Genomic DNA, 19,062 nt, shown 5'->3' with positions numbered 1-19,062 from the left:
GGCACGCGCGAGCGGGCCCGAATGCAGCTGACTGCCATGTCTGGCCACACCGTGCGCTTCCATACCGCCGTCAGCCTGGTCGGCCCGGAGCGCCAGCTGCACGCGCTGGACCTGACCGAGGTGCAGCTCCGCGCGCTGACGTCCGCCGAGATCGAACGCTACCTGGACGCCGAACCGGCCCTTGATTGCGCCGGCAGCTTCAAATGCGAAGGCCTCGGCATCAGCCTGTTCGACGCGATCCGCTCGCAGGACCCCACCGCCCTGGTGGGCCTGCCGCTGATCGCGCTGGCGCGCTTGTTACGGCAGGCAGGGCTTCAAATTCCCTGAGATGCGCAGCGACTTGTCGGTTCCCTAACCAACCAACACGCCCTAAACCAAGTGCTGGACGCTGCTTGGCCTCGTTGAACAAGCGATCGACAATAGCACTTGCAAACCTGAACTCACCGGTTGCTAGGCGTCGCCTCTTCAAAAGGCGCGTATCCATACGAATACCAAGTGCGCAGACGATCGTCTGCAAATTTGGCGCGCCAGTCATAAGCCTCTAGCAACACTTTCTGGTCTATTTTAGGATATTCACGCCTCACCTGAACAGCAATTTGCCGCGAGCGCTCTGCCACCTTCATGGATTTCTTTGCAAGATGAAGCCCATTAAACGCAGCAGCACAAAGGCAAAACAACAATAGCGGCCTCACCCATCTCCACTGCGATTCATCGCGGAAAGCAGCAAGCATCACCCCAAGCCAACCAATCCAGAATAAAATAGAAAAACTAGCATAGCGCGGCATGAAGCCGTGCTCAGGACCGAAAAGTGCAGCACGCCCCCATGCCGTCATGATTGCGAAGCCCGTTGCAACCACCATAAGACTCAGCCAGGGAACTAGGTTCGCTCGCAATCGCACACGCACCACCGCCCAAAGCGTCAACATTATTGCGAGAACGGCGAAAAAAGGCGCCAACTCGTTAGAGAAGTGCATCACACCACTTCCCAAATAATTCAAAACGTAACGAGATATAACAAAAACTCCCGGATTCGCTGCAAACTCACCCGCATGCCCATCATGCAACAGCATGACAAGCCACATCACTGAGATCAACCAGGGCAGGCACATTGTCAGACGCCGGCCTACCGGAAAACCCACATGCCTAATTAACAACCATATTGCAACAGGAAAAACTGCAAGGGCAGTAGAGAAACCCAACACGCCTACCGTCGCACATGCCACAGCGCCAAAATTCGCAGGCCAGCTTATGACTCCATTAGTCAAAAGATAGACAGGCGCAACGACCCCCAGAAGACTGACAAATACGGCAACCTGCCAGCCCCACTGCAGATTAATGAGATGCCCAGGGTATAGCGCAAGTAAAACAAATCCATACATCCAACCAACACTCAGACGCGCACCAAAATCGCGCAGCGCCATTCGAACAATAAAGAAGCTACATACAGCCAGAATAAGCGAACTCACCAAACAATCTAGCCAGGTTTGCCCTTCCGATAACCAGGTAGTCAACAATAAAATTGCGTAGGCTGCAGTATGCAAATGACTACCATCATGCACTTTCCAAAAATCCGAATTTCCGAGATGTCCGTCTTGCCATGCCTGATAGATAGGCACTATATCAAGGTGATCCCAAAGCAAAATTGGAATTCGCCACCTAAAAGTCAGCCATGTCAATATTCCAAATGCACAAAAGAATACCCACCAAGTTAACTGGCGCATGCTAAAACCAGAACGTAAACCTTCAGAATGCGGCGACACATTCGCGACCTGATTTATCGAATTATAATCATTCACCTGTATTTTTCCTTGGAAAATCCCTAGGCAGCGAGGACAGAGATCGTAGCGGTAACAACTGCTGAAAAAGCTACTAACTCCGCGCTAGGACTGGAACGCATTGGGCAGAATGTCACCGACCTACAACAAGGTGTTGCTCCCACCAATCTTCAACGCTGCCGTCGCGGCCGTGCAGGCGTAGCCCCAGCCAATGCGTGCCGGACGGCAAGGCGTGGGTGTCGAGCGTGGCGGTGAAGCCGACGTTGGGGTGCTGTGGATCGTTGGAGATTTTCCAGTATGGGCGCACATCGAGCGGCGTGCCGTACCTAGCCTGCGCGACCGGGCGACCGTCGAGCAGCAGCTCGACATTCGCCAGCCCGACGCCATCCTTGAAGGCCCAGCCGCGCACCTCAAACTTGCCGGACACCGAGACCTTCGGCAGCGGCGCATCGATCCAGGCCATCGCCGGGGCCACGCACGGGCCCGGCTGGCGTTGCGCAGGCAGTGCGAACAGCAGAAAGCGCTGATAGCCGTGATCGGTGGACACCACGGTGGGCGGCGGCAGCGGGCCGACCATGTCGCAGATGGCGTGGTAGCGCTTCAACAGCTCGCGATAGCGCTGATCGCTGGGTGAGAGCACCAGCAGCCGTGGTCCGGTGCGCGTGCCATCGCTGAGCAGGCCCCACTGCTGCAGCTGCGCGCTGCGCCCGTGCTTGTCGTTCAACGTGGCAGGCAGCACCTCGATCTTGGCGTCGTGCAATTGGAAGCCGAGCTCGGCGCCAACCTTGAAATTTTCTGCCAACACGCGTGTGCCTGGCGGCATCTGCGCCAATCGGGATTTGACCGCATGGGCCAGATCGTTCCAGCCGGCGAAGTTGCGCGGGTAGTACTTTTCGCCAGCGGCATGCGCGCGGATCGACGGCACCGACACCGCCAGGTAGTAGCCGTATGCGCCAAGCATGCCCAGCAGTGCGATGAGCCACGCCGCGCGGCGCAGCGGATGCGGCCAGCGCATCAGGATCACCGGCACCGCCACCAGCAACGCCAGGTAGCCGGGCAATGGCCAGTGGAAGCTGATCCGCTCGGCATCGCTGAAGAAGCCCAGCACGAAGATCGCCACGGTCGAAATGCCGCCGAGCAAACCGAAATAGCGCCACTGCGCGCGCGAGCCGCCGCCGCTGCGGGTGCCGGCCAGACCGACCTTGACCATCGCCCAGGCCAGTAGCGGCGTCACCGCCACCGTCTGGATCAGCACAAACCACAGCCCGCCGATCTGGAACCGCCACGGGTGCCGGTCGACCAATTGAAAACGCAACCCGGCATCGTCGTGGTCGGTATTCCAGAACAGCAGCGGCAGCCAGCTCACCGCGCCGACGGTCAGTGCCATCCAGATGCGTGGGTCGCGCAACACCGCACGCCCCTGCGGGATGCACAGCAATGCGATGCAGCCCACCCCGATCACCCCGACAAAGCGGTAGTGGCTGAGCGCGCCGATGACCAGGCCGATGGCGAGCTCCAGCGCGCTGGTGGCATCGACCTCGCGCAATAAGCGCGCCCCGGCATCCATGCACAGCACCGCCGCCAATGCCATCGGCACATCCGGCACGGCCAGAATGCCCAGCGTTGCAGACAGCGGCATCAGCAAGGTCAGGCTGCCAGCTTGCCACCCCATCGTGGAGCCGAACCAGCGTGTGGCGATATGCGCGATCAACCAGGGAATCAGCGCGGAAATGGCCAGAAACGGTAGCCGCAGCGCCAGCAGATGATGTCCGCCCAGCTCCACGCCCAGTCGCGCCAGCCAGGCGGTCATGCCCGGCAGATCCGAATACGCCGCCGCCAGATGCTGGCCTTCCTGCCAGTAGAAGGCCTCGTCAACGAAGAGCGGCAAGCGTGCGGCGATCAATAGCTTGACGGCTGTCGCCAGTGTCCACAGGATCACGAAGGTGCGATGTGCGCGTTGGTCCCCCTGCATTGCCCTGTGCACTCTTCTTTTCACCTACGGAATTGTGATGTCGACACCGCTGCGTTCCACGGAAATGCTAACCGATGCGCTGCGCCAATCGCTGCGGCGCGCACAGGACCAGGTCAATTCGCTGCTGCTGGGCAAGGCGCAGGAAGTGCGGCTGGCATTCGTGGCCTTGTTGTCCGGAGGACATTTATTGATCGAGGACCTGCCCGGCCTGGGCAAGACCACGCTCGCCCATGCGATGGCCTCCAGCCTGGGGCTGGGCTTCCAGCGCGTGCAGTTCACCTCCGACCTGCTGCCGGCCGATGTGCTGGGCGTGTCCGTTTACGACGCCGCCTCGCGGCAGTTCCAGTTCCATCCCGGACCGGTGTTCACCAACGTGCTGCTGGCCGACGAAATCAACCGGGCCCCGCCGCGTACGCAGAGCGCGCTGCTGGAAGCAATGGCCGAGCAGCAGGTGACCCTGGATGGCGTGACGCATGCATTGCCGGAGCCGTTTTTCGTGATTGCCACGCAGAACCCGGTCGATCTGTCCGGCACCTTTCCGCTGCCCGATTCGCAGCTGGACCGTTTTCTGCTGCGGCTGAGCCTGGGCTACCCCAGCGCCGATGCCGAGCGTGCGCTGCTGTCGGGTACGGATCGGCGCGAACTGATTGCCCAGGCCGCCCCGCAACTGAGCGACGCCGACGTGGTCGCGCTGCGCGGGGTGGTCAACCAGATCCATGCCAGCGATGCGCTGATCGGCTATGTGCAGGCCCTGTTGCTGCGTAGCCGCCAGCATGCTGGGGTGCGCGTAGGCCTGTCGCCACGCGCTGGGATCGCCTTGCTGCGCGCGGCCAAGGCCTACGCATTGCTGCTTGGGCGCGAGCACGTGCTGCCCGAAGACGTGCAGGCGCTGTTTGTGGCCGTGGCCGGGCACCGGCTGGTGCCGGAAGCCGAATCGTCGTCCGGGCCGGCACTGGCCAAGGCGCTGCTGCACAGCGTGCCGGTGGACTGACCTGGTGCGCGCGCACCTGCGCGGCATCGTCCGCCGACTCAGCCTGCTGGCGCGGCCGCGGGGCGCGGAGGGCTTGCCGATCGTGCTGGATCGGCGGCGCATCTATGTGTTGCCGACCCGCTTCGGGCTGTTCGTCACGGCGTTACTGCTGGCGATGCTGCTCGGCGCACTGAACTACAACAACAATCCGGCGCTGCTGCTCGCGCTGTTGCTGGCCACGGCCGGGATCGCCAGCAGCATCATGGCGCACCTGCAGCTATCGGCACTGCGTATCGAAGCGGTCTCGGCCGAACCGGTGGTCGCCGGCGAACCGTTGCGCATGCGGGTGTCGCTGGCGCGTCGCGATACCCGCTTACGACGCGGGCTGCGGCTGGATCATCTGGACAGCAGCGGCTTCTGTGCGTTGATCGAGCACGACATGGCCGAGATCGACCTGCTGGTGCCGACCGAGCGCCGCGGCTGGCAGGATATCGAGCGCATCCGCCTGTCCAGCACGCAGCCGCTGGGCCTGGTGCGCGCCTGGTCGTGGGTATGGCCGGAAACGCCGTTGCTGGCCTACCCCCGGCCCGAAGAACAGGGTCCGGCGTTGCCCGAGGGGACGGGCTCGCCCAACAAGACGCGTCTGCATGCGCAAGGCGAAGAGCTGCACCAGCTGCGCCCGTATCGCGCTGGCGACGCTCCGCGCACCATTTCCTGGAAACACTCGGCACGGCGCGACACCCTCTTGGTGCGCGAATACGAACAGCCGCTGGGAATCGACGTCACGCTGGACTGGCGGGCGCTCAGCGCGCTGCCGTACGAGCGCCGCATTGCGCGCCTCGCCCGCTGGGTCAACCTGGCCGAGCGCGACGGGCGCCGGTATCGCCTGCTGTTGCCTGGCCAGCCACCGTTAGGTCCCGCGCAAGGATCTTCGCACCACCACCTGTGCCAACGCGCCCTGGCCCTGCTTCCGCATGACTGAGCCCTTGCTCCCGATCAGCCAGGCCAGCCGCGCCTGGGTACTGGCCACCAGTTGGCTGGCCTTGACCCCGCTGCTGTTGCAGTTGCCCGGCCTGCTTGCGGCCACTGTCGCGGTGGCGGCGGTGCTGGTCGGCGTGCTGAGCTGGCGCGGCACCTTGATGGCGCCGGTGCGGCTGTTGTTGGTGATCGCAATGCTGGCAGCGGTGTATTGGCAGATCGGCATGCGCTTTGGCCGCGACACCGGCTGCGCGGTGCTGGCATCGATGCTGGCGATCAAGGCCTCCGAACTGCGCACCTTGCGCGATGCCCGCAGCCTGTTGGGTTTTGCGTTGTTCGCACCGTTTGCCGCCTTTCTGCTCGACCAGGGCCCGGCAACGATGGGCCTGGCATTGTTGGCGGTGGTCAGCGCCTTGCTGAGCATGCAGCGGCTGGCCGACGAAGAACAGCACACCGCCACGCCGGCCCTGCGCCTGCAATTGCGCAGTATGGGCAAGCTGGTTGCCATCGGCGTGCCGCTGGCGCTGGCCACGTTCTGGTTGCTGCCGCGGCTGAGTGCGCCGCTGTGGGGCGTGCCCGAGCGCGCGCTATCCCGGCCTGGCCTGTCGGACAACATGTCGCCGGGCGAATGGATCGACCTGATGGCCGACGACAGCCCGGCCTTGCGCGTGCAATTTGCCGGCAAGGCGCCGCCGCCGCAACAGCGCTACTGGCGCGGCCCGGTGATGTGGGACTTCGACGGCCGCACCTGGCAGCGCGCGCACTGGACCGGCCGCGGTCAGCCCGCTTCGGTCACCGCAGGTCCGCAAACCTACCGTTATCGCCTGGATTACGAGCCCACCGATCGCCGCCAGCTGGTGTCGCTGGATCTGCCTACCCAGGGCGTGCCCAACGCCGAGTTATCGCCGGACTACGAACTGTTCGCGCAACGGCCGTTGAGCGCACTGACGCGCTGGGACCTGCAATCGGCGCCGCCAACACGCTTCGATACCGACCTGCCCGACCAGTTGCGCAAGCGTGCACTTGCCCTGCCGCCCGGTTTCAATCCGCGTACGCTGACGCTGGCACGGCAATGGCGTGGCGAGGCCGGCAACAACGACGATGCGGTGGTGCAGCGCGCACTGCAGTGGATCACCCGAGAATTCGCCTACACGCTGGACACGCCGCTGCTCGGCCGCAACAGCGTCGACGAGTTCCTGTTTCAGCAAAAGGCCGGTTTCTGCGAACACTTCAGCTCCTCGTTCGTGGTGCTGATGCGCGCGGCCGGCATCCCGGCGCGCGTGGTGACCGGGTATGCCGGCGGCACATACAACCGGTTGGGCAATTATTGGGTGGTACGCCGCATGGACGCGCACGCCTGGACCGAAGTCTGGCTGGCCGGGCGTGGCTGGGTTCGCGTGGACCCCACCGCCGCAGTGGCGCCGGAACGCATCTACGACACCCTCGAAGATCGCCTGCAAGCCGGCGGCGGCAACGACTTCGCCGACCTCGGCACATGGGCCAGCCTGGGCCAGGTCAGCGACTGGCTGCGGCGCGGCTGGAACGAGCTAGTGCTGTCCTTCGATGCCGACCGTCAGCAACGGCTGCTGCAACCCTTGGGCATCGATCGCCTGGACACCTCGCAGCTGGCCGCCATCTTCGGCGTGTTCGCGGTAAGCGCGCTGGCGTGGATGGGCTGGCTGCTGGCACGTGGCGAACGTGAGCGCGACCCGTTGCTGCGCGCCTGGCACCGGCTGAGCCGCCGCTACCGCAAGCTCGGCCTTGCCCGTGAACCGCACGAACCGGCCGGTGTGTGGGCGCAACGTGTCGCCCGCTCACACCCGAATACGGCACTGTTGGCACTCAGCCAACGTTTCGCTGCCGCGCGATACGCTGGCGCTGATTCGGACAGCGCCACTCTCTTGAAAGACTTGCTGCAGCATCGCCCGCGAACCGGAGCTTCCTCATGATTACCCGTTTTCTTGTTCCTCTTATCGCTGTGCTCGGGCTCGCAGCCTGCGCCACCGCACCCAAGCCGCTGCAGGGCCAGTTCCCCGCGGTCAGTCCGAGTGATTCAACTGCCAGCGCCCAGGTCGGCACGTCCGTGCGCTGGGGTGGCAAGATCATCAAGACCACGCCTGGCCAGGGCCAGACCTGCTTCGAGCTGATCTCGCGCCCGCTCAATGCCAGCGGTCGCCCCGACCGTAATGCCGTGGATGCCAGCGATGGCCGCTTCCTGGCCTGCCGCTCGGGCTTCTACGATCCGGCGGTGTTCGAGCCGGGGCGCGAAGTGACCTTCATCGGCAAGATCGAAGGCTACGAAACCACCAAGATCGGCGAATACGACTACAAGCTGCCCAAGGTCAATGCCGACGTGGTCTACCTGTGGCCGGTCGTGCGCGACGTGGAAGTCGTGCCGGCTTACCCGTATGGCCCGTGGGGCGACCCGTGGGGCCCGCGCTGGGGCGGCGGTTGGGGCTGGGGCCGCGGCTGGTGGTAATGCGCCGCTGAGCTGGGTTACTCGCAAAAACGCCGCTCGCAGGGAGCGGCGTTTTTGTTTGTGCACGACGATCGATGCATGACGCGGCTTGCGCGCAACGCGCGATCCGACGACGCGTCAAGGCGTGCCGAAGCGGCCCAGCGGCGCACCGGCCAGCAAATGCAGATGGAGATGGAACACCGTCTGGCCGGCATGCTCGCGGCAATTCATCACGATGCGGTAGCCGTCTTGCGCCAGCCCTTGCGCACGCGCATAGGTCGCCGCTGCGATGGCCAGCTTGCCAACCAGCAGCGCCTGCTCCGGCGGCACATCGTCCAGGGTCGGAAAAGCATGCTGCTTGGGAATGAAGAGCACATGCACCGGCGCCTGCGGCGCGATGTCTTCGAAGCCCAGCACCTCATCGTCCTCGTAAACGATGGTGGCCGGAATTTCGCGACGAATGATTTTGCCGAAGATGGTGTCGGTCATAGACGGGATTCGGGATTCGGGATTCGGGATTGGCCAAAGCTTACCGCGCGCGCCGACCGGCTTTTGCGAATCCCCAATCCCGACTCCCCAATCCCGGCCCTCAAAGCACCTCACTGCGGGTGCCGAAGGCGTGCGACAGGGTGCCGCGATCCACATACTCCAGCTCGCCACCCAGCGGCATGCCCTGGGCGAGCCGACTTGGGCGTACTGCGTGCTGGCGCGCCAGTTGCGCCAGGTAATGGGCCGTGGCTTCGCCTTCGACCGTCGCATTGGTGGCGATGATCATTTCGGTCACTTCGCCGGCAGCCAGACGCTCGCCGAGCCGATCCAGCCCCAGTTCGCGCGGGCCGATGCCATCCAGCGGCGACAGGCGCCCCTGCAGAATGAAATACAGCCCGCGGTAGCCGGTGGCATGTTCGATCGCCAGGCGATCGGCCGGCGACTCCACCACGCATAGCTGCTGCCGGTCGCGGCTGCTGCTGGCGCAAATGGTGCAGATTTCCGATTCGGTGAAGTCGCGGCATTGCACGCAATGCCCCACCTTTTCCACCGCGTTGCCCAACGCAGCGGCCAGCCGCCGCCCGCCCTCGCGCTCGCGCTCGAGCACGTGATAGGCCATGCGCTGGGCCGACTTCTGGCCCACGCCGGGCAATACCCGGAAGGCCTCGATCAGTTGTTCGAGCAAAGTGGACATCGGGTGGCCGGGATTGGAAATTCGGGATTTGGGATTCGCAACGGCAAAGGCCTTTGCGCTTGGCTAATCCCGAATCCCCACTCCCGAATCCCCTCGCTTAGAACGGCAACTTCATGCCCGGCGGCAACTGCATGCCGGCGGTCGCAGAGCCCATGCGGTCCTTGGATTCGGCGTCGATCTTGTTGGAGGCGTCGTTGAAGGCGGCGGCGATCAGATCCTCGGCCATCTCCTGGTCGGAGAGGATGCTCGGGTCGATGCGCACCTTGCGGCACTCCTTGGCGCCGGTCAGCGTCACGCTGACCATGCCACCACCGGCGCTGCCGGTGACTTCCAGCTTGGCCAGTTCTTCCTGGGCGCGCTGCAGGTTTTCCTGCATCTTCTGCGCCTGCTGCATCAGTTGGGCAATATTTCCACGCATGGGTCGTTACTCGTCGTAAGGGCGGATGGAATCGGGCACGATCCGCGCGCCTTGCTGCTGGATCAGCAACTGCACCGTCGGGTCGTTCATGAAGGCTGTTTCGGCCGCGCTCTGGCGCTCGCCTTTCTGGCGGTTGGCACGCTCGTGCAAGGTTTCGACATCGGCGCTGCCGGTTTCGATGACGATGCGCGGCGGGTTTCCCAACACCGGTGCCAGCGCCTGCGCGAGGTTGGCGATGGAGCGCTCGGAGTTCAGATATTCGAAGCCCGGCGCCAGCGCCAGCCGCAGCACGCCATCGCGATGGCCGATAAATGCGGCGTTGGCGGCCAGCTGCCGCGACGGGCCATTCAAGCCGCTGCGCGTGACCAGCTCCAGCCATTGCTCGGCATCGGCGATGCGGCCGTCATCGAGCAGGGCCGTCGCGTCGGTCACCGAGTCTGATGCAGCCCCTGCCGTTGCCGGTGGCGCGACCACCGCTGGCTCCTCAAGCGACGAGGGCTCGACAAGCGAAGACACTGCGACCGAAGCCGGAGCCTCCACCACAGCGTCGGACGCAATCGCATCGGGGTGCGCGAGCTCGACGGTGGCAGCTGGCGGAGCCATCGCCGCTTCAGGCGCAAGCACGGCCATCGTGTCGGGTGCCGGCGCGACCTGCGCACGCACCGGCGCATCGTCCACTGCCCACGGCGGGGTGTCGTCATTACGCGCACTGGCTGCAGACGCACGGCTGTCCGGAGAAGACTCTTGGGGGGCAAGCACGACAACGGGAGGCGCAGCCGAAATCGGCGTTGCCCGGGTCGCTGATGCCGGCAAGGACGCTTCCGCAGCCGGCATCGTATCCGTCACCGCAGCAGGCGAGGCCACTACGGCGGGCGCTGCCGCTGCCGGCGCAGCAGCCTGACCGCCGGCAGCGCCAGAACGCGCACCACCGCCCGCCGTGGCACCGCGACCGTCGTCCGAGCCGCCAGCCGGCACCGCCGCTGCGGGGCGGAAGGCAAGCATGCGCAGCACTGCCATTTCGAAACCGGCGCGCGGGCTGGGCGCCAGATACAGGTCGCGTCGCCCGTTGAGCGCCATCTGGTACCACAGCTGCACCACTTCCGGCCGCAGCTGCGCCGCAAACGGCGTCGGGTCGATCCCGTCGCCGACAAAGGCCACCGATGGCACCAACTGCTGCACCTGCACCCGGTGCAGGGCCTCGGCCAGGGCCTCCAGCACACCGCTCCAATCGGGCGAAAATTCGGCCAGCGCGGCCACCACCTGCAACAGGCGCGCGCCATCGCCATCGGCAAGGGACTGCAGCATTGCGCCGACCTGGGTGCGATCGACCGTACCCAGCATGGTGCGCACCACATCCTCGCGCAGCGCGCCGCCGGCATAGGCGATGGCCTGGTCCAGCAGCGACAGACCATCGCGCAGCGAGCCGTCGGCCGCCTTGGACAGCTGCACGATCGCCGACGGATCCGACTCGATCTGTTCGGCGGCCAGGATGCGCGTCATCTGCCCCTGAATCTGGTCTTCGTCCAATCGCTTGAGGTTGAACTGCAGGCAGCGCGACAGCACCGTCACCGGCAATTTTTGCGGGTCGGTGGTGGCCAGCAGGAACTTCACGTGCTCCGGTGGCTCTTCCAGCGTCTTCAGCAGCGCGTTGAACGCCGCCTTGGACAGCATGTGCACTTCGTCGATCAGATAGACCTTGAACTTGCCGCGCGAGGGCATGTACTGCGCGTTTTCGATCACCTCGCGCACATCGTCCACGCCGGTGTTGGATGCGGCATCGATCTCCAACAGGTCGATGTAGCGCCCGGCGTCGATGTCCAGGCAGGCCGGGCACGTCCCGCAGGGATCGGCACTGGTGCCGGTCTCGCAATTGAGCGATTTGGCGAAGATGCGCGCGATGGTGGTCTTGCCCACGCCACGGGTGCCGGTGAACAGGAACGCGTGATGCACGCGCCCACTGTCGAGCGCGTTACTGAGCGCGCGGACCACGTGTTCCTGGCCTACGAGTTCGGCAAAACGCTTCGGGCGCCACTTGCGGGCGAGAACGAGGTAAGACATCGGGCAACCGGCTCTGTTTGAGCGGATATTGTGCCACGCCCGGTCTCAGCGACTGCGGCTGGAAGATTCAGCTTGTGGTACGGGCCGGCGACCGCTAGAATTTGCGGCCCTGTTCGACCACGGTCGGGCAGGCACGGAGAGGTGTCCGAGTGGTTGAAGGAGCACGCCTGGAAAGTGTGTAAGCGTCTAAACCGCGCTTCGGGGGTTCGAATCCCCCTCTCTCCGCCAGAATACGCAAACCCCTGAGAAATCAGGGGGTTTTTTGTTAGCGTAAAAACTGGCTGCAGCTGCGCAAGTCGGAACACACGACGCCCATGCGCATTCCTCATCATCTCGTTCGAGCCCCCTTCGGACTCTGGTCCTACCGACAGCGTGTGCCGGTCGATTTGCAGCCCATTGTGGGTCGCCAGACCTTCAAACGCACCCTGCACACCTACGACATGCGCGAGGCAAGACTGCGCGCGCTGACCCTGGCCGCCCGCTATGCTCAGGTCTTCACTGTGTTGAAGGAACGACGCATGCAAAGCCAAGACGACGACCTGGACGCGCTTCTGGCGCGCCTGACCGGCACCCAACGCCCGCAGGAGCTGACCCTAAATCGGACGCGCTCGGCGGACGGGTCGATCACCGAGCAATGGCAGATCGACACCCCAGAGGACGTCACACTCTTCCAGCAGCTGATGGCGCTCACCGCCCCGCAGCCCAGCGCGCTGGGGGAGCTGATTCAACAGCACGTGCCGCCTCTCCCCACGCCGAGGCGGGTAACCAAACCTTCCCTCGAATCAATCACGCTCGGGAAGGCCCGAGACGCCTGGCTGAACAGCCTCAAGGGCAGCACCCTGCCCAAGACCTGGACCATCAAGCGGACCGCCGTCGAACTGTTGACCAGCTTCTTGGGCGAGAAGACCAAGCTGCACACGGTCACCCGCTCGGACTTGGCGCGTTGGTATCAGGACATGCGGGAAAAAGGCGCTTCTACACCCACGCTCACCAACAAGCAGTCCTACATCGGCGGCAAGGGCGGGTTCTTCGAGTGGGCCCAAGCCTCCGGCCACTACCCTCGGGGCGACAACCCCGCGTCCGGGCACGTGAGCTATTCGACCCGGGAAAAGCGCGCCCGGCGGAAGTTCGGGTTCAAGGCTTACGACGCCCACCAAGTCCAAGCGCTGTTTGCCCCGGCTGCTTTTGAGGCGCTGCCCCTGGCCGCGCGGTGGGCTTCCCTCATTGGCTTGTATACCGGCGCCCGCGCTTCGGAGGTCGGCCAGCTGCTGACTGCCGACGTAGTGGAAGAGGGCGGTATCCCTTGCTTCCAGATTTCGGACGAGGGCGAGCATCAGAAGGTGAAGACGGACAAGAGCTTGAGGACCGTGCCGATTCACCCCGACCTCCTCGCCCTGGGCTTCCTGACCTGGGTGGAGCAGGCGCGCGCCGAGGGGCAGGAGCGTTTGTTCCCTGCGGCCAAAGCCGATGCCAAAAATGGTCAAGGCAACTGGATTTCCAAAGCGTTTAGCCGGCACCTGGCCGAGGTGGGCAAGAACTGGCCCACGGCCAAGCGCGGCTTTCACTCACTGCGCAAAACCCTGATTCAAGAGTTGCAAGGCGCCGGCGTGGTGTCCGAGCTCCGGGCTCAATTGGTCGGCCACGAGTTGGACGACGAGCACCACGTCACTTACAGCCGGGCTTTCACCGCCAAGGAAAAGCTGGACGGGCTCCGGGGCGTGTCGCCTGGGCTATCCGTGCTGGCTTACGGACTCAGCCTCGACGCGATTCGTCCCCTTCTTTCGGAAGCCTCCGGTAACAGGAAAGCATCTGGCGCGCGGGCACCGCGCTAAATGAAACGAATGCAGCGTATTGCTTTACGCCAAAGACTACGGCGCCTGACGGATGGCCGCAGCAGAAATATACGCTGATTATTTTAGTCGCAGCCAGTGAGACCGTTTTGACGAAAATCGCGATCATTCAAGCAGGGGACCAAAAATGACTGAGCCCAAATACAGTCCAATCCCAAGCACCTTTCAGATGCTCCAGAAGATCAAGCGCCCCGAGAGAGCAGGAAAGCTTGAGCGCTTTGAAAAATACACATTTCGCGGAATGGTGGCTCTTTTACTTTTTGCCTTCGGGGTGGTTGCAGCTAGCAACCTTGCATGGATTAGCAACACAAATGCCAAGAATGTCTTGATAGTGGCACTACCGGCATTAGTGGCTGTCTTTCTCGTCTTTGGGCTTCTTCAGATCATTCAGGTCATTGTGGCGTGGAAGGAGGGCTATGAACCGATGGCAGATCGAATCGACACGGCTATCTCCAGAGAGAGCGAGATTATGGACGAACTCGGCACATGCAACCCGCAGACTCTCCGAGAGCGCTCAAAACACATAGACCTCGAAAACAAACTCTTGACTCGTCGGGCAGGACTATCCACGTTCTTTGGTGCGATTGGCGTCGTGTTGGTCAATCTTTTCGACGCTGGTGAGAAGGTCAACATATGGTCTAACCCAGCCAACGCCAAAGTATTTGTTTACGCTGGAAGCCTTGGCATCCTCATTGGCTCTGTCGTGGTGTTTATCTTGGCCGGAAAGCTTGAGCGCATTGCAGGACTGCTCGCACTAGCGGCGGATCGTATTGAACAGAAGCCTGGGCCAGGGAAAGGGATTGGCTAACGCATCACGTCGCGCCACCCTGCCCATTCCCAAATTCGCATACAAGACATTGAATTTCGGCGCGCATTCAAATTTGTGAAACAGAGCGTATAGCGAGCTCTTGCGGACGTGGCGATTCTTGGTTGGATGAGGACTTCCCCACACGCAGGAGTTTTCATGAAAACCCATCCCCAACAACTCGAAATCGCCGGCCATCTGCTCGCCGGGCTGATGAGCCAAACGCTCTCTGACGAGCCGCTGGTGCGCCAGCGAAATGTCTGCAATGCCTGGGCCTCTGCTGGCGAACTGATCGTCTACAGCCAGAAGAAGCCGCCAGGTGGGGGCAACGCCGCCCAATCCTTGGAGCACGCTCCTCCACGGCCTTCCCCGGCTGTGCGCACCCGCGAAGCGGTCATCGTTCGGAAGCTTCCGTCAGTGGAGGAATGGCGCGCGGGCCGGGAGAAGAAAGACGCGCAGCTAGATCCAGTCCGCAGCAAGAAGCGTCCGACCCTTCACTGAAGCGGTCGAGCGCCCGCAAACATTGAGCCCCGCAGTGCGGGGCTCTTTGGTTTCAGTGGAAGCGCGGCGGCTTGGGAACGTAGGCAGGGGCAGGGAGAGGAGGGGCGGAGATGGCAGGGCTTGGATGCGGCTCATCGGTTTGATTCGCCATGTCGAGCTGCAGCGGATAGCGCTGAAGCATGTCCCAGCTCCAAGCCTCCAGACGCGCCGCACTGGCCGACGCTTCTTTCTCACAGAGGGCTTGTTCCTCCGGGGTCACCCTGGCCCTTGCATCGGCCAGCTCTGCGGCTCGGGCTTCGAGGGTGCTCAACCGACGCCCACGCCGCTGCTTCCAATCCCCCTGCGTCCATGAGGTCCCAGGCTCGGGATTGTTCGCCAGGAAGTCGTGCCACGCGTTCTCGGCCATGTGGTGCAGCTTCTCGGCTCGGCGCACCGCCAGTAGCCGCCGGGCGAACTTCATGGCCGTTGCCTTGAAGCGCCGCAACCGCCGCAGTAGCTCGTTGAGGTCGGGACGGAGCCGGGCCTCCTCGGCGAAGGCAGTCACGCGCTCCCTGATCCATTGCAGCAGGTCCAGGGTTGCTTGGAGGTTTTGAGCCAGGCGGGGATCCGCTTGAACAGCCACGCCCCACTCGTCGCTGGCCTCCTCCGCAAGCTCGGCGACCGAACGTGGCGCGCGCGACGGCTTGGCCTCCTCGGCCTCCAGCAGTCCCAACCCGCGGGCAATGGTCGCCATGCTGCGGGACACCTCGATGTGCCCTGCCCCGCGTCTGAGCGGCAAGGACAGCACGTCAGAAGGTCGGCGGACCTCGCGCTCGGCCTGGGCCTGGCTGTGACCGTCGGGCACCGGCATGGCTCGCCCTTCTTGTTCGAACACGGCGATGATTTTTTGGAAGGTCTCCTCGTTTGTCTCTTCGATTCGACGGTTTGCGTCCGAACGCTCAGACGGCTGACCCCGTCGAGCCAGAGCGGTCCCGTTTTTGCCGACGTGCTTGGTGGGCTCCCGTGAGAGCACGGCAGCCGCAGCCAGATCGCCACGCGCCAGAGCGTCGTCCGCCTGGGCGGCCAGGCTTCGGTGGTCCACCCGAATCTCCAGCGCCGCCTTCTCAAGGTGGGCATTGATGGTGGAGGCGATGAGTTCGCGCACCCACTGCACCTCGACACGTCCCGACGGCCCGCCGTCCAACTCCTTGGTTTTGTCCATGAGGCCGGCCGGCCCCATGCGCCGCGTTGTCGCCAAGACGTGGACGTGCCAATTCAAGCCATCCTTACTACCCGGGCTATGGATACTGGCCTGCGCCGCGAACCCGTAGCGACTGACCAAGGCGCGGGTGACTTCCACGGCCAAGTCGGACCGCTGCAGGTCATCAAGTTCGTGCGGCAACGCGAACTCGAACTCCCTGGCGACGGTCGAATCTTTGCGGCGCTCGGCGGCCTCCGCAGCCGGCCAGAGCTCGGCGGGGACCAGGGCCCAGTCAGGAGCGTCCTCGGGAGCGATGCAGCGCGTCTCAACGACGCCATCCCGCCGGCGGTAGTCGTGGCGCAGGCCGGTGAGCGCGTCCTCGAGCAGCAGACCGGCGCGGTAGGCGGCCGCTGCGATGGACGAATGCCCTTTGGCACGGCTAAAGGTTTTGACGTTGGCGTGGTAGATGGCCATAGAGCTCCTGGGCAGTGGCTTTTGTTCTGCTCTTTATGGCTTGGCTTTTGATTTGCGCAAGGGCTGAAAGCGCTTGGGGTTCAAGGGGCGAAGCCCTTTGCGCACGTGTCACGCAGTGACACCTAGGTGCGCTCTTGCTTCTTTCTTTTAAGCTTTATTTTTCAGGCTTTTCGATTTTTGAAGCGGCCGAAATTCGAGACCACCTCAACGCTTGACGCGAGCCGTTTTCCTGATTGACTCATTTCCAAGCGACAGGAGAAACGCATGACCGCAACGAATCACTACCGAGACCAAATTCAGCGGGCCACCGAGCGCTTAGCACAGCTGCAAGCGAAAGAGCTTTTAGCCAACCAGCGCCGCGAAGCAAAGGCGCAGGAAACAGCAAGGCGCGAAGAGATGAGACGACGGCAGCGAGTGGCTGACCTAGTCTTCCAGACGGGTGCCCATGCACTAGACGAGGCAGAACTGGAAACGTTGCTGCTCAATCACATGAGGGACCGGGCAGGCTTGCTCCACTAACCTTGCCCTATCAAGTCAGCTTTTTTGCAAGCCACCCAATGCTCGCCTATGGTCATCCGAGTCCCTTGCTCTTGCTGGACGCTCCCCGGCTGCATCGGTTCCATGACTTGCCAACGGATCTGGCCCTGCTTGGTAGTGCGGAAGAGCTCTACGGGCCAAGGACGGTGATGGCGTCAAGTCCCGACTCTATCGCAGCCCTGATGATCCTGTAGCTGTCCCGGTCGAAGCCCAACGGCTCGCCTTTCAGCTTCCTGGCCGCCGTCAGTGTCGTGACGGTGCCGAGGTAGTGCCAGGCATCCAGCACGTGGAGCTGGCGCAAGTTCTCGCCCTTCTCTTCCAACGCAATCCGGCCATGAAAGGGCCAGGTTGAAAGCTCTAGACGAATGAGAGCAGCCCGTAGGCGCTCTTCGTGATCGTCCAGAGTCTCACCTCCCGAGCAAGCGCCCGCGCAGCGTTTGAGCATGGCCCGAAAGCACGGGCGCCCCGAGGGTAGTCGCTCAAGCCCCACCAGGGCGTAGCAGAGCCGGTGGTCATCGGCGATGCGCCGCAAACTTTTTTGAGCGGACTGTGGGCTGGAATAAAGCCCGTAGAGCATCGGAGAGGAGGCCACATCGTATTCTGCCGAGTGGACGATGGAGACCTCGCCCCGATAGAGCCGGATGGAGAACTGCCGCGGGACCTTGCGGAGCAGCTTGTTGTAGAGCGGCATCTGACGTTTGACCATCTGTGCCTCCAACAAGCGCGCGCCAGTGTCCCCTGCCATCGGAATACAGGAAACCGAAGTCGTTTGTCGCAGCAGTGAGGCTTCTTCCAGGGTGCGACAATGGTCCATCACCCGGGTGCGCACGTTGACGCTCTTGCCAATGTAAAGCGGTAACAGGCCTTCCTTCCCGTGAAAGGTGTAGACCCCTGCGGTCTTGGGAAGTGCTTCCACGCAGTCGCGCAGATGCTCTGGGTAAGCGTAGTCGAGAGCGATGGATGCGCGGCGGGCGCGCTTGGCACTACTGGGCATGCGATGTTATGAAGGCGACGATTGTATGGGTGACACCTTGGTGCATGGCAATCTCAGTCTGTGCGACTGCCCCCATCGAAGTAGCCTTCGCCCTACAAATTTATGGGTCTCCTGCTACTCCTGCCACAGCGATCATTCATTCGATCCTCATGAGCGCGTCGCCGGCGTGCGCGCCACGGCTGCTGGCTGCTTAAGCTATGTAGGACTTCAACTACTTCGCCTGCATCATTTTTAGCCAAGGCCGTTCGGGCCGTCCAAGACATGGACCGGGGGAAGGAGAGACATCTACCAACGACCAGCCTGCCTCTTTGATGCGGTGCGGCGGATAGAGCGGGCATCTCTCAATCGAGTCAATCGAGACCGCTCCGTGCGACTACATTGTCATCCTTGGCCCCTGCTCCTGTTGGACGTTTTGCTGCTGCGTCTGTTCGAGCACCTGCTGACGGACCTGGGTCTGCTGAATGGCCTCGGCTTGCTGAAGGTTCTGTTGCGCCGGTTCTTGCGCGGCTTGGCGGCCATCGACATGGGCATGGAACATTGGCGCGACTCCCATCCCATGCGGCGCGTAGACCGCAAAGACATTGTGCGCCCCGTCTCGGCCTAGCCCCCCGGTGACCTGGTCCACTCGCTTCAGCAACGGGTCTTCAGTCTGCTGCTTGTAGAGCGAAGCCGTGACGTTCTTGCTCTCTTCTTCGTTCCAGTTGCCCGTGCCACGCACCCAGGAATGGATCTGCTGATAGGTCGAGTGGTCCGGGTGCGCTGGATTGTCGGCCAGCACGGCTTCATTGCTCGCGACGGCTTGGGGTTCAATGTCCGGTTGACCAGCGCGTCCTTTTCCGATTTGCCGGACTTCCACGGGCAGCAAACTCCCGCCGGAAGTATCGGTGAAGCCAAAGGCTTTGCCCTGGC

Annotated in this window: 18 protein-coding genes and 1 tRNA gene; 10 read left to right on the top strand and 9 right to left on the bottom strand. The window is 63.1% G+C overall.

Going from position 1 to position 19,062, the window contains the following annotated elements; genetic code table 11:
* A partial coding sequence (locus tag LN450_RS12225) for a Maf family protein (RefSeq protein ID WP_039419402.1) occupies nt 1–327 on the top strand: 327 nt, incomplete at its 5' end.
* A gap of 113 nt (nt 328–440) precedes the next feature.
* Here the strand turns inward: LN450_RS12225 and LN450_RS12220 are convergent.
* A complete protein-coding gene (locus LN450_RS12220) occupies nt 441–1,796 on the bottom strand; it encodes a hypothetical protein (RefSeq protein WP_011346629.1) in 1,356 nt (451 codons plus the stop codon).
* Nucleotides 1,797–1,908: 112 nt separating this feature from the next.
* Nucleotides 1,909–3,747, bottom strand: coding sequence for a glycosyltransferase family 39 protein (locus LN450_RS12215; protein WP_041855030.1), 1,839 nt, complete (start codon nt 3,745–3,747; stop codon nt 1,909–1,911).
* Between the two features lie 37 nt (nt 3,748–3,784).
* On the opposite strand from LN450_RS12215, the gene LN450_RS12210 reads away from it, so the two are divergent.
* From LN450_RS12210 to LN450_RS12195, 4 genes are read left to right on the top strand one after another with little or no spacing between them, the layout of a single operon-like run.
* A complete protein-coding gene (locus LN450_RS12210) occupies nt 3,785–4,738 on the top strand; it encodes an AAA family ATPase (RefSeq protein WP_031421433.1) in 954 nt (317 codons plus the stop codon).
* Nucleotides 4,739–4,742: 4 nt separating this feature from the next.
* Entirely contained in the window at nt 4,743–5,699 is a 957-nt protein-coding gene (locus tag LN450_RS12205; RefSeq protein WP_011346626.1) for a DUF58 domain-containing protein, read from the top strand.
* Nucleotides 5,692–7,644: a transglutaminase TgpA family protein gene (locus tag LN450_RS12200; RefSeq protein WP_011346625.1), complete on the top strand. Its 1,953-nt coding sequence runs from the start codon at nt 5,692–5,694 to the stop codon at nt 7,642–7,644. Before LN450_RS12205 ends, LN450_RS12200 begins: the two co-directional genes overlap by 8 nt.
* Entirely contained in the window at nt 7,641–8,174 is a 534-nt protein-coding gene (locus tag LN450_RS12195; RefSeq protein WP_011346624.1) for a Slp family lipoprotein, read from the top strand. Before LN450_RS12200 ends, LN450_RS12195 begins: the two co-directional genes overlap by 4 nt.
* 117 nt (nt 8,175–8,291) lie before the next feature.
* Here LN450_RS12195 and LN450_RS12190 read toward each other — a convergent pair whose 3' ends face one another.
* From LN450_RS12190 to dnaX, 4 genes are all read right to left on the bottom strand, one after another.
* A complete protein-coding gene (locus LN450_RS12190) occupies nt 8,292–8,642 on the bottom strand; it encodes a histidine triad nucleotide-binding protein (RefSeq protein ID WP_008571618.1) in 351 nt (116 codons plus the stop codon).
* A gap of 100 nt (nt 8,643–8,742) precedes the next feature.
* Nucleotides 8,743–9,336, bottom strand: coding sequence for a recombination mediator RecR (recR, locus tag LN450_RS12185; RefSeq protein ID WP_011346623.1), 594 nt, complete (start codon nt 9,334–9,336; stop codon nt 8,743–8,745).
* Nucleotides 9,337–9,433: 97 nt separating this feature from the next.
* On the bottom strand, nt 9,434–9,754 hold the full coding sequence (locus tag LN450_RS12180; protein WP_011346622.1) for a YbaB/EbfC family nucleoid-associated protein: 321 nt from the start codon (nt 9,752–9,754) through the stop codon (nt 9,434–9,436).
* Between the two features lie 6 nt (nt 9,755–9,760).
* On the bottom strand, nt 9,761–11,812 hold the full coding sequence (gene dnaX / locus LN450_RS12175) for a DNA polymerase III subunit gamma/tau (protein WP_011346621.1): 2,052 nt from the start codon (nt 11,810–11,812) through the stop codon (nt 9,761–9,763).
* A gap of 135 nt (nt 11,813–11,947) precedes the next feature.
* Between dnaX and LN450_RS12170 the strand changes: the two genes are divergently transcribed.
* The 4 genes from LN450_RS12170 to LN450_RS12155 all read left to right on the top strand — a co-directional run bounded on the left by LN450_RS12170 (nt 11,948) and on the right by LN450_RS12155 (nt 14,968).
* Nucleotides 11,948–12,040: transfer RNA gene (locus tag LN450_RS12170), tRNA-Ser, on the top strand.
* Nucleotides 12,041–12,126: 86 nt separating this feature from the next.
* Nucleotides 12,127–13,644: a site-specific integrase gene (locus LN450_RS12165; RefSeq protein WP_011346620.1), complete on the top strand. Its 1,518-nt coding sequence runs from the start codon at nt 12,127–12,129 to the stop codon at nt 13,642–13,644.
* Nucleotides 13,645–13,789: 145 nt separating this feature from the next.
* Nucleotides 13,790–14,470 carry a hypothetical protein gene (locus LN450_RS12160; RefSeq protein WP_011346619.1) on the top strand — a complete coding sequence of 227 codons (681 nt, stop codon included), beginning with the start codon at nt 13,790–13,792 and terminating at the stop codon, nt 14,468–14,470.
* A gap of 156 nt (nt 14,471–14,626) precedes the next feature.
* A complete protein-coding gene (locus tag LN450_RS12155; protein ID WP_011346618.1) occupies nt 14,627–14,968 on the top strand; it encodes a hypothetical protein in 342 nt (113 codons plus the stop codon).
* A 52-nt stretch (nt 14,969–15,020) separates the two neighbouring features.
* Here LN450_RS12155 and LN450_RS23280 read toward each other — a convergent pair whose 3' ends face one another.
* The gene (locus LN450_RS23280) at nt 15,021–16,622 is read right to left on the bottom strand and encodes a MobA/MobL family protein (protein WP_011346617.1); all 1,602 of its coding nucleotides are present in this window, start codon (nt 16,620–16,622) and stop codon (nt 15,021–15,023) included.
* Nucleotides 16,623–16,886: 264 nt separating this feature from the next.
* On the opposite strand from LN450_RS23280, the gene LN450_RS12140 reads away from it, so the two are divergent.
* Nucleotides 16,887–17,141 (top strand): hypothetical protein, encoded by a 255-nt coding sequence (locus LN450_RS12140; RefSeq protein WP_011346616.1) that lies wholly within the window; start codon nt 16,887–16,889, stop codon nt 17,139–17,141.
* A gap of 148 nt (nt 17,142–17,289) precedes the next feature.
* On the opposite strand, the gene cho is transcribed toward LN450_RS12140, so the two are convergent.
* Nucleotides 17,290–18,153, bottom strand: a complete 864-nt coding sequence (cho, locus tag LN450_RS12135; RefSeq protein ID WP_011346615.1) for an excinuclease Cho — start codon at nt 18,151–18,153, stop codon at nt 17,290–17,292.
* 373 nt (nt 18,154–18,526) lie between these two features.
* A partial coding sequence (locus tag LN450_RS12130; protein ID WP_324250740.1) for an XVIPCD domain-containing protein occupies nt 18,527–19,062 on the bottom strand: 536 nt, incomplete at its 5' end.

The organism is Xanthomonas euvesicatoria pv. euvesicatoria (assembly GCF_020880415.1).
GTDB classification, from domain to species: Bacteria; Pseudomonadota; Gammaproteobacteria; order Xanthomonadales; family Xanthomonadaceae; genus Xanthomonas; species Xanthomonas euvesicatoria.
Note: the sequence above shows the minus strand (reverse complement) of the source record. Positions and strands in the feature narration are given on the sequence as shown.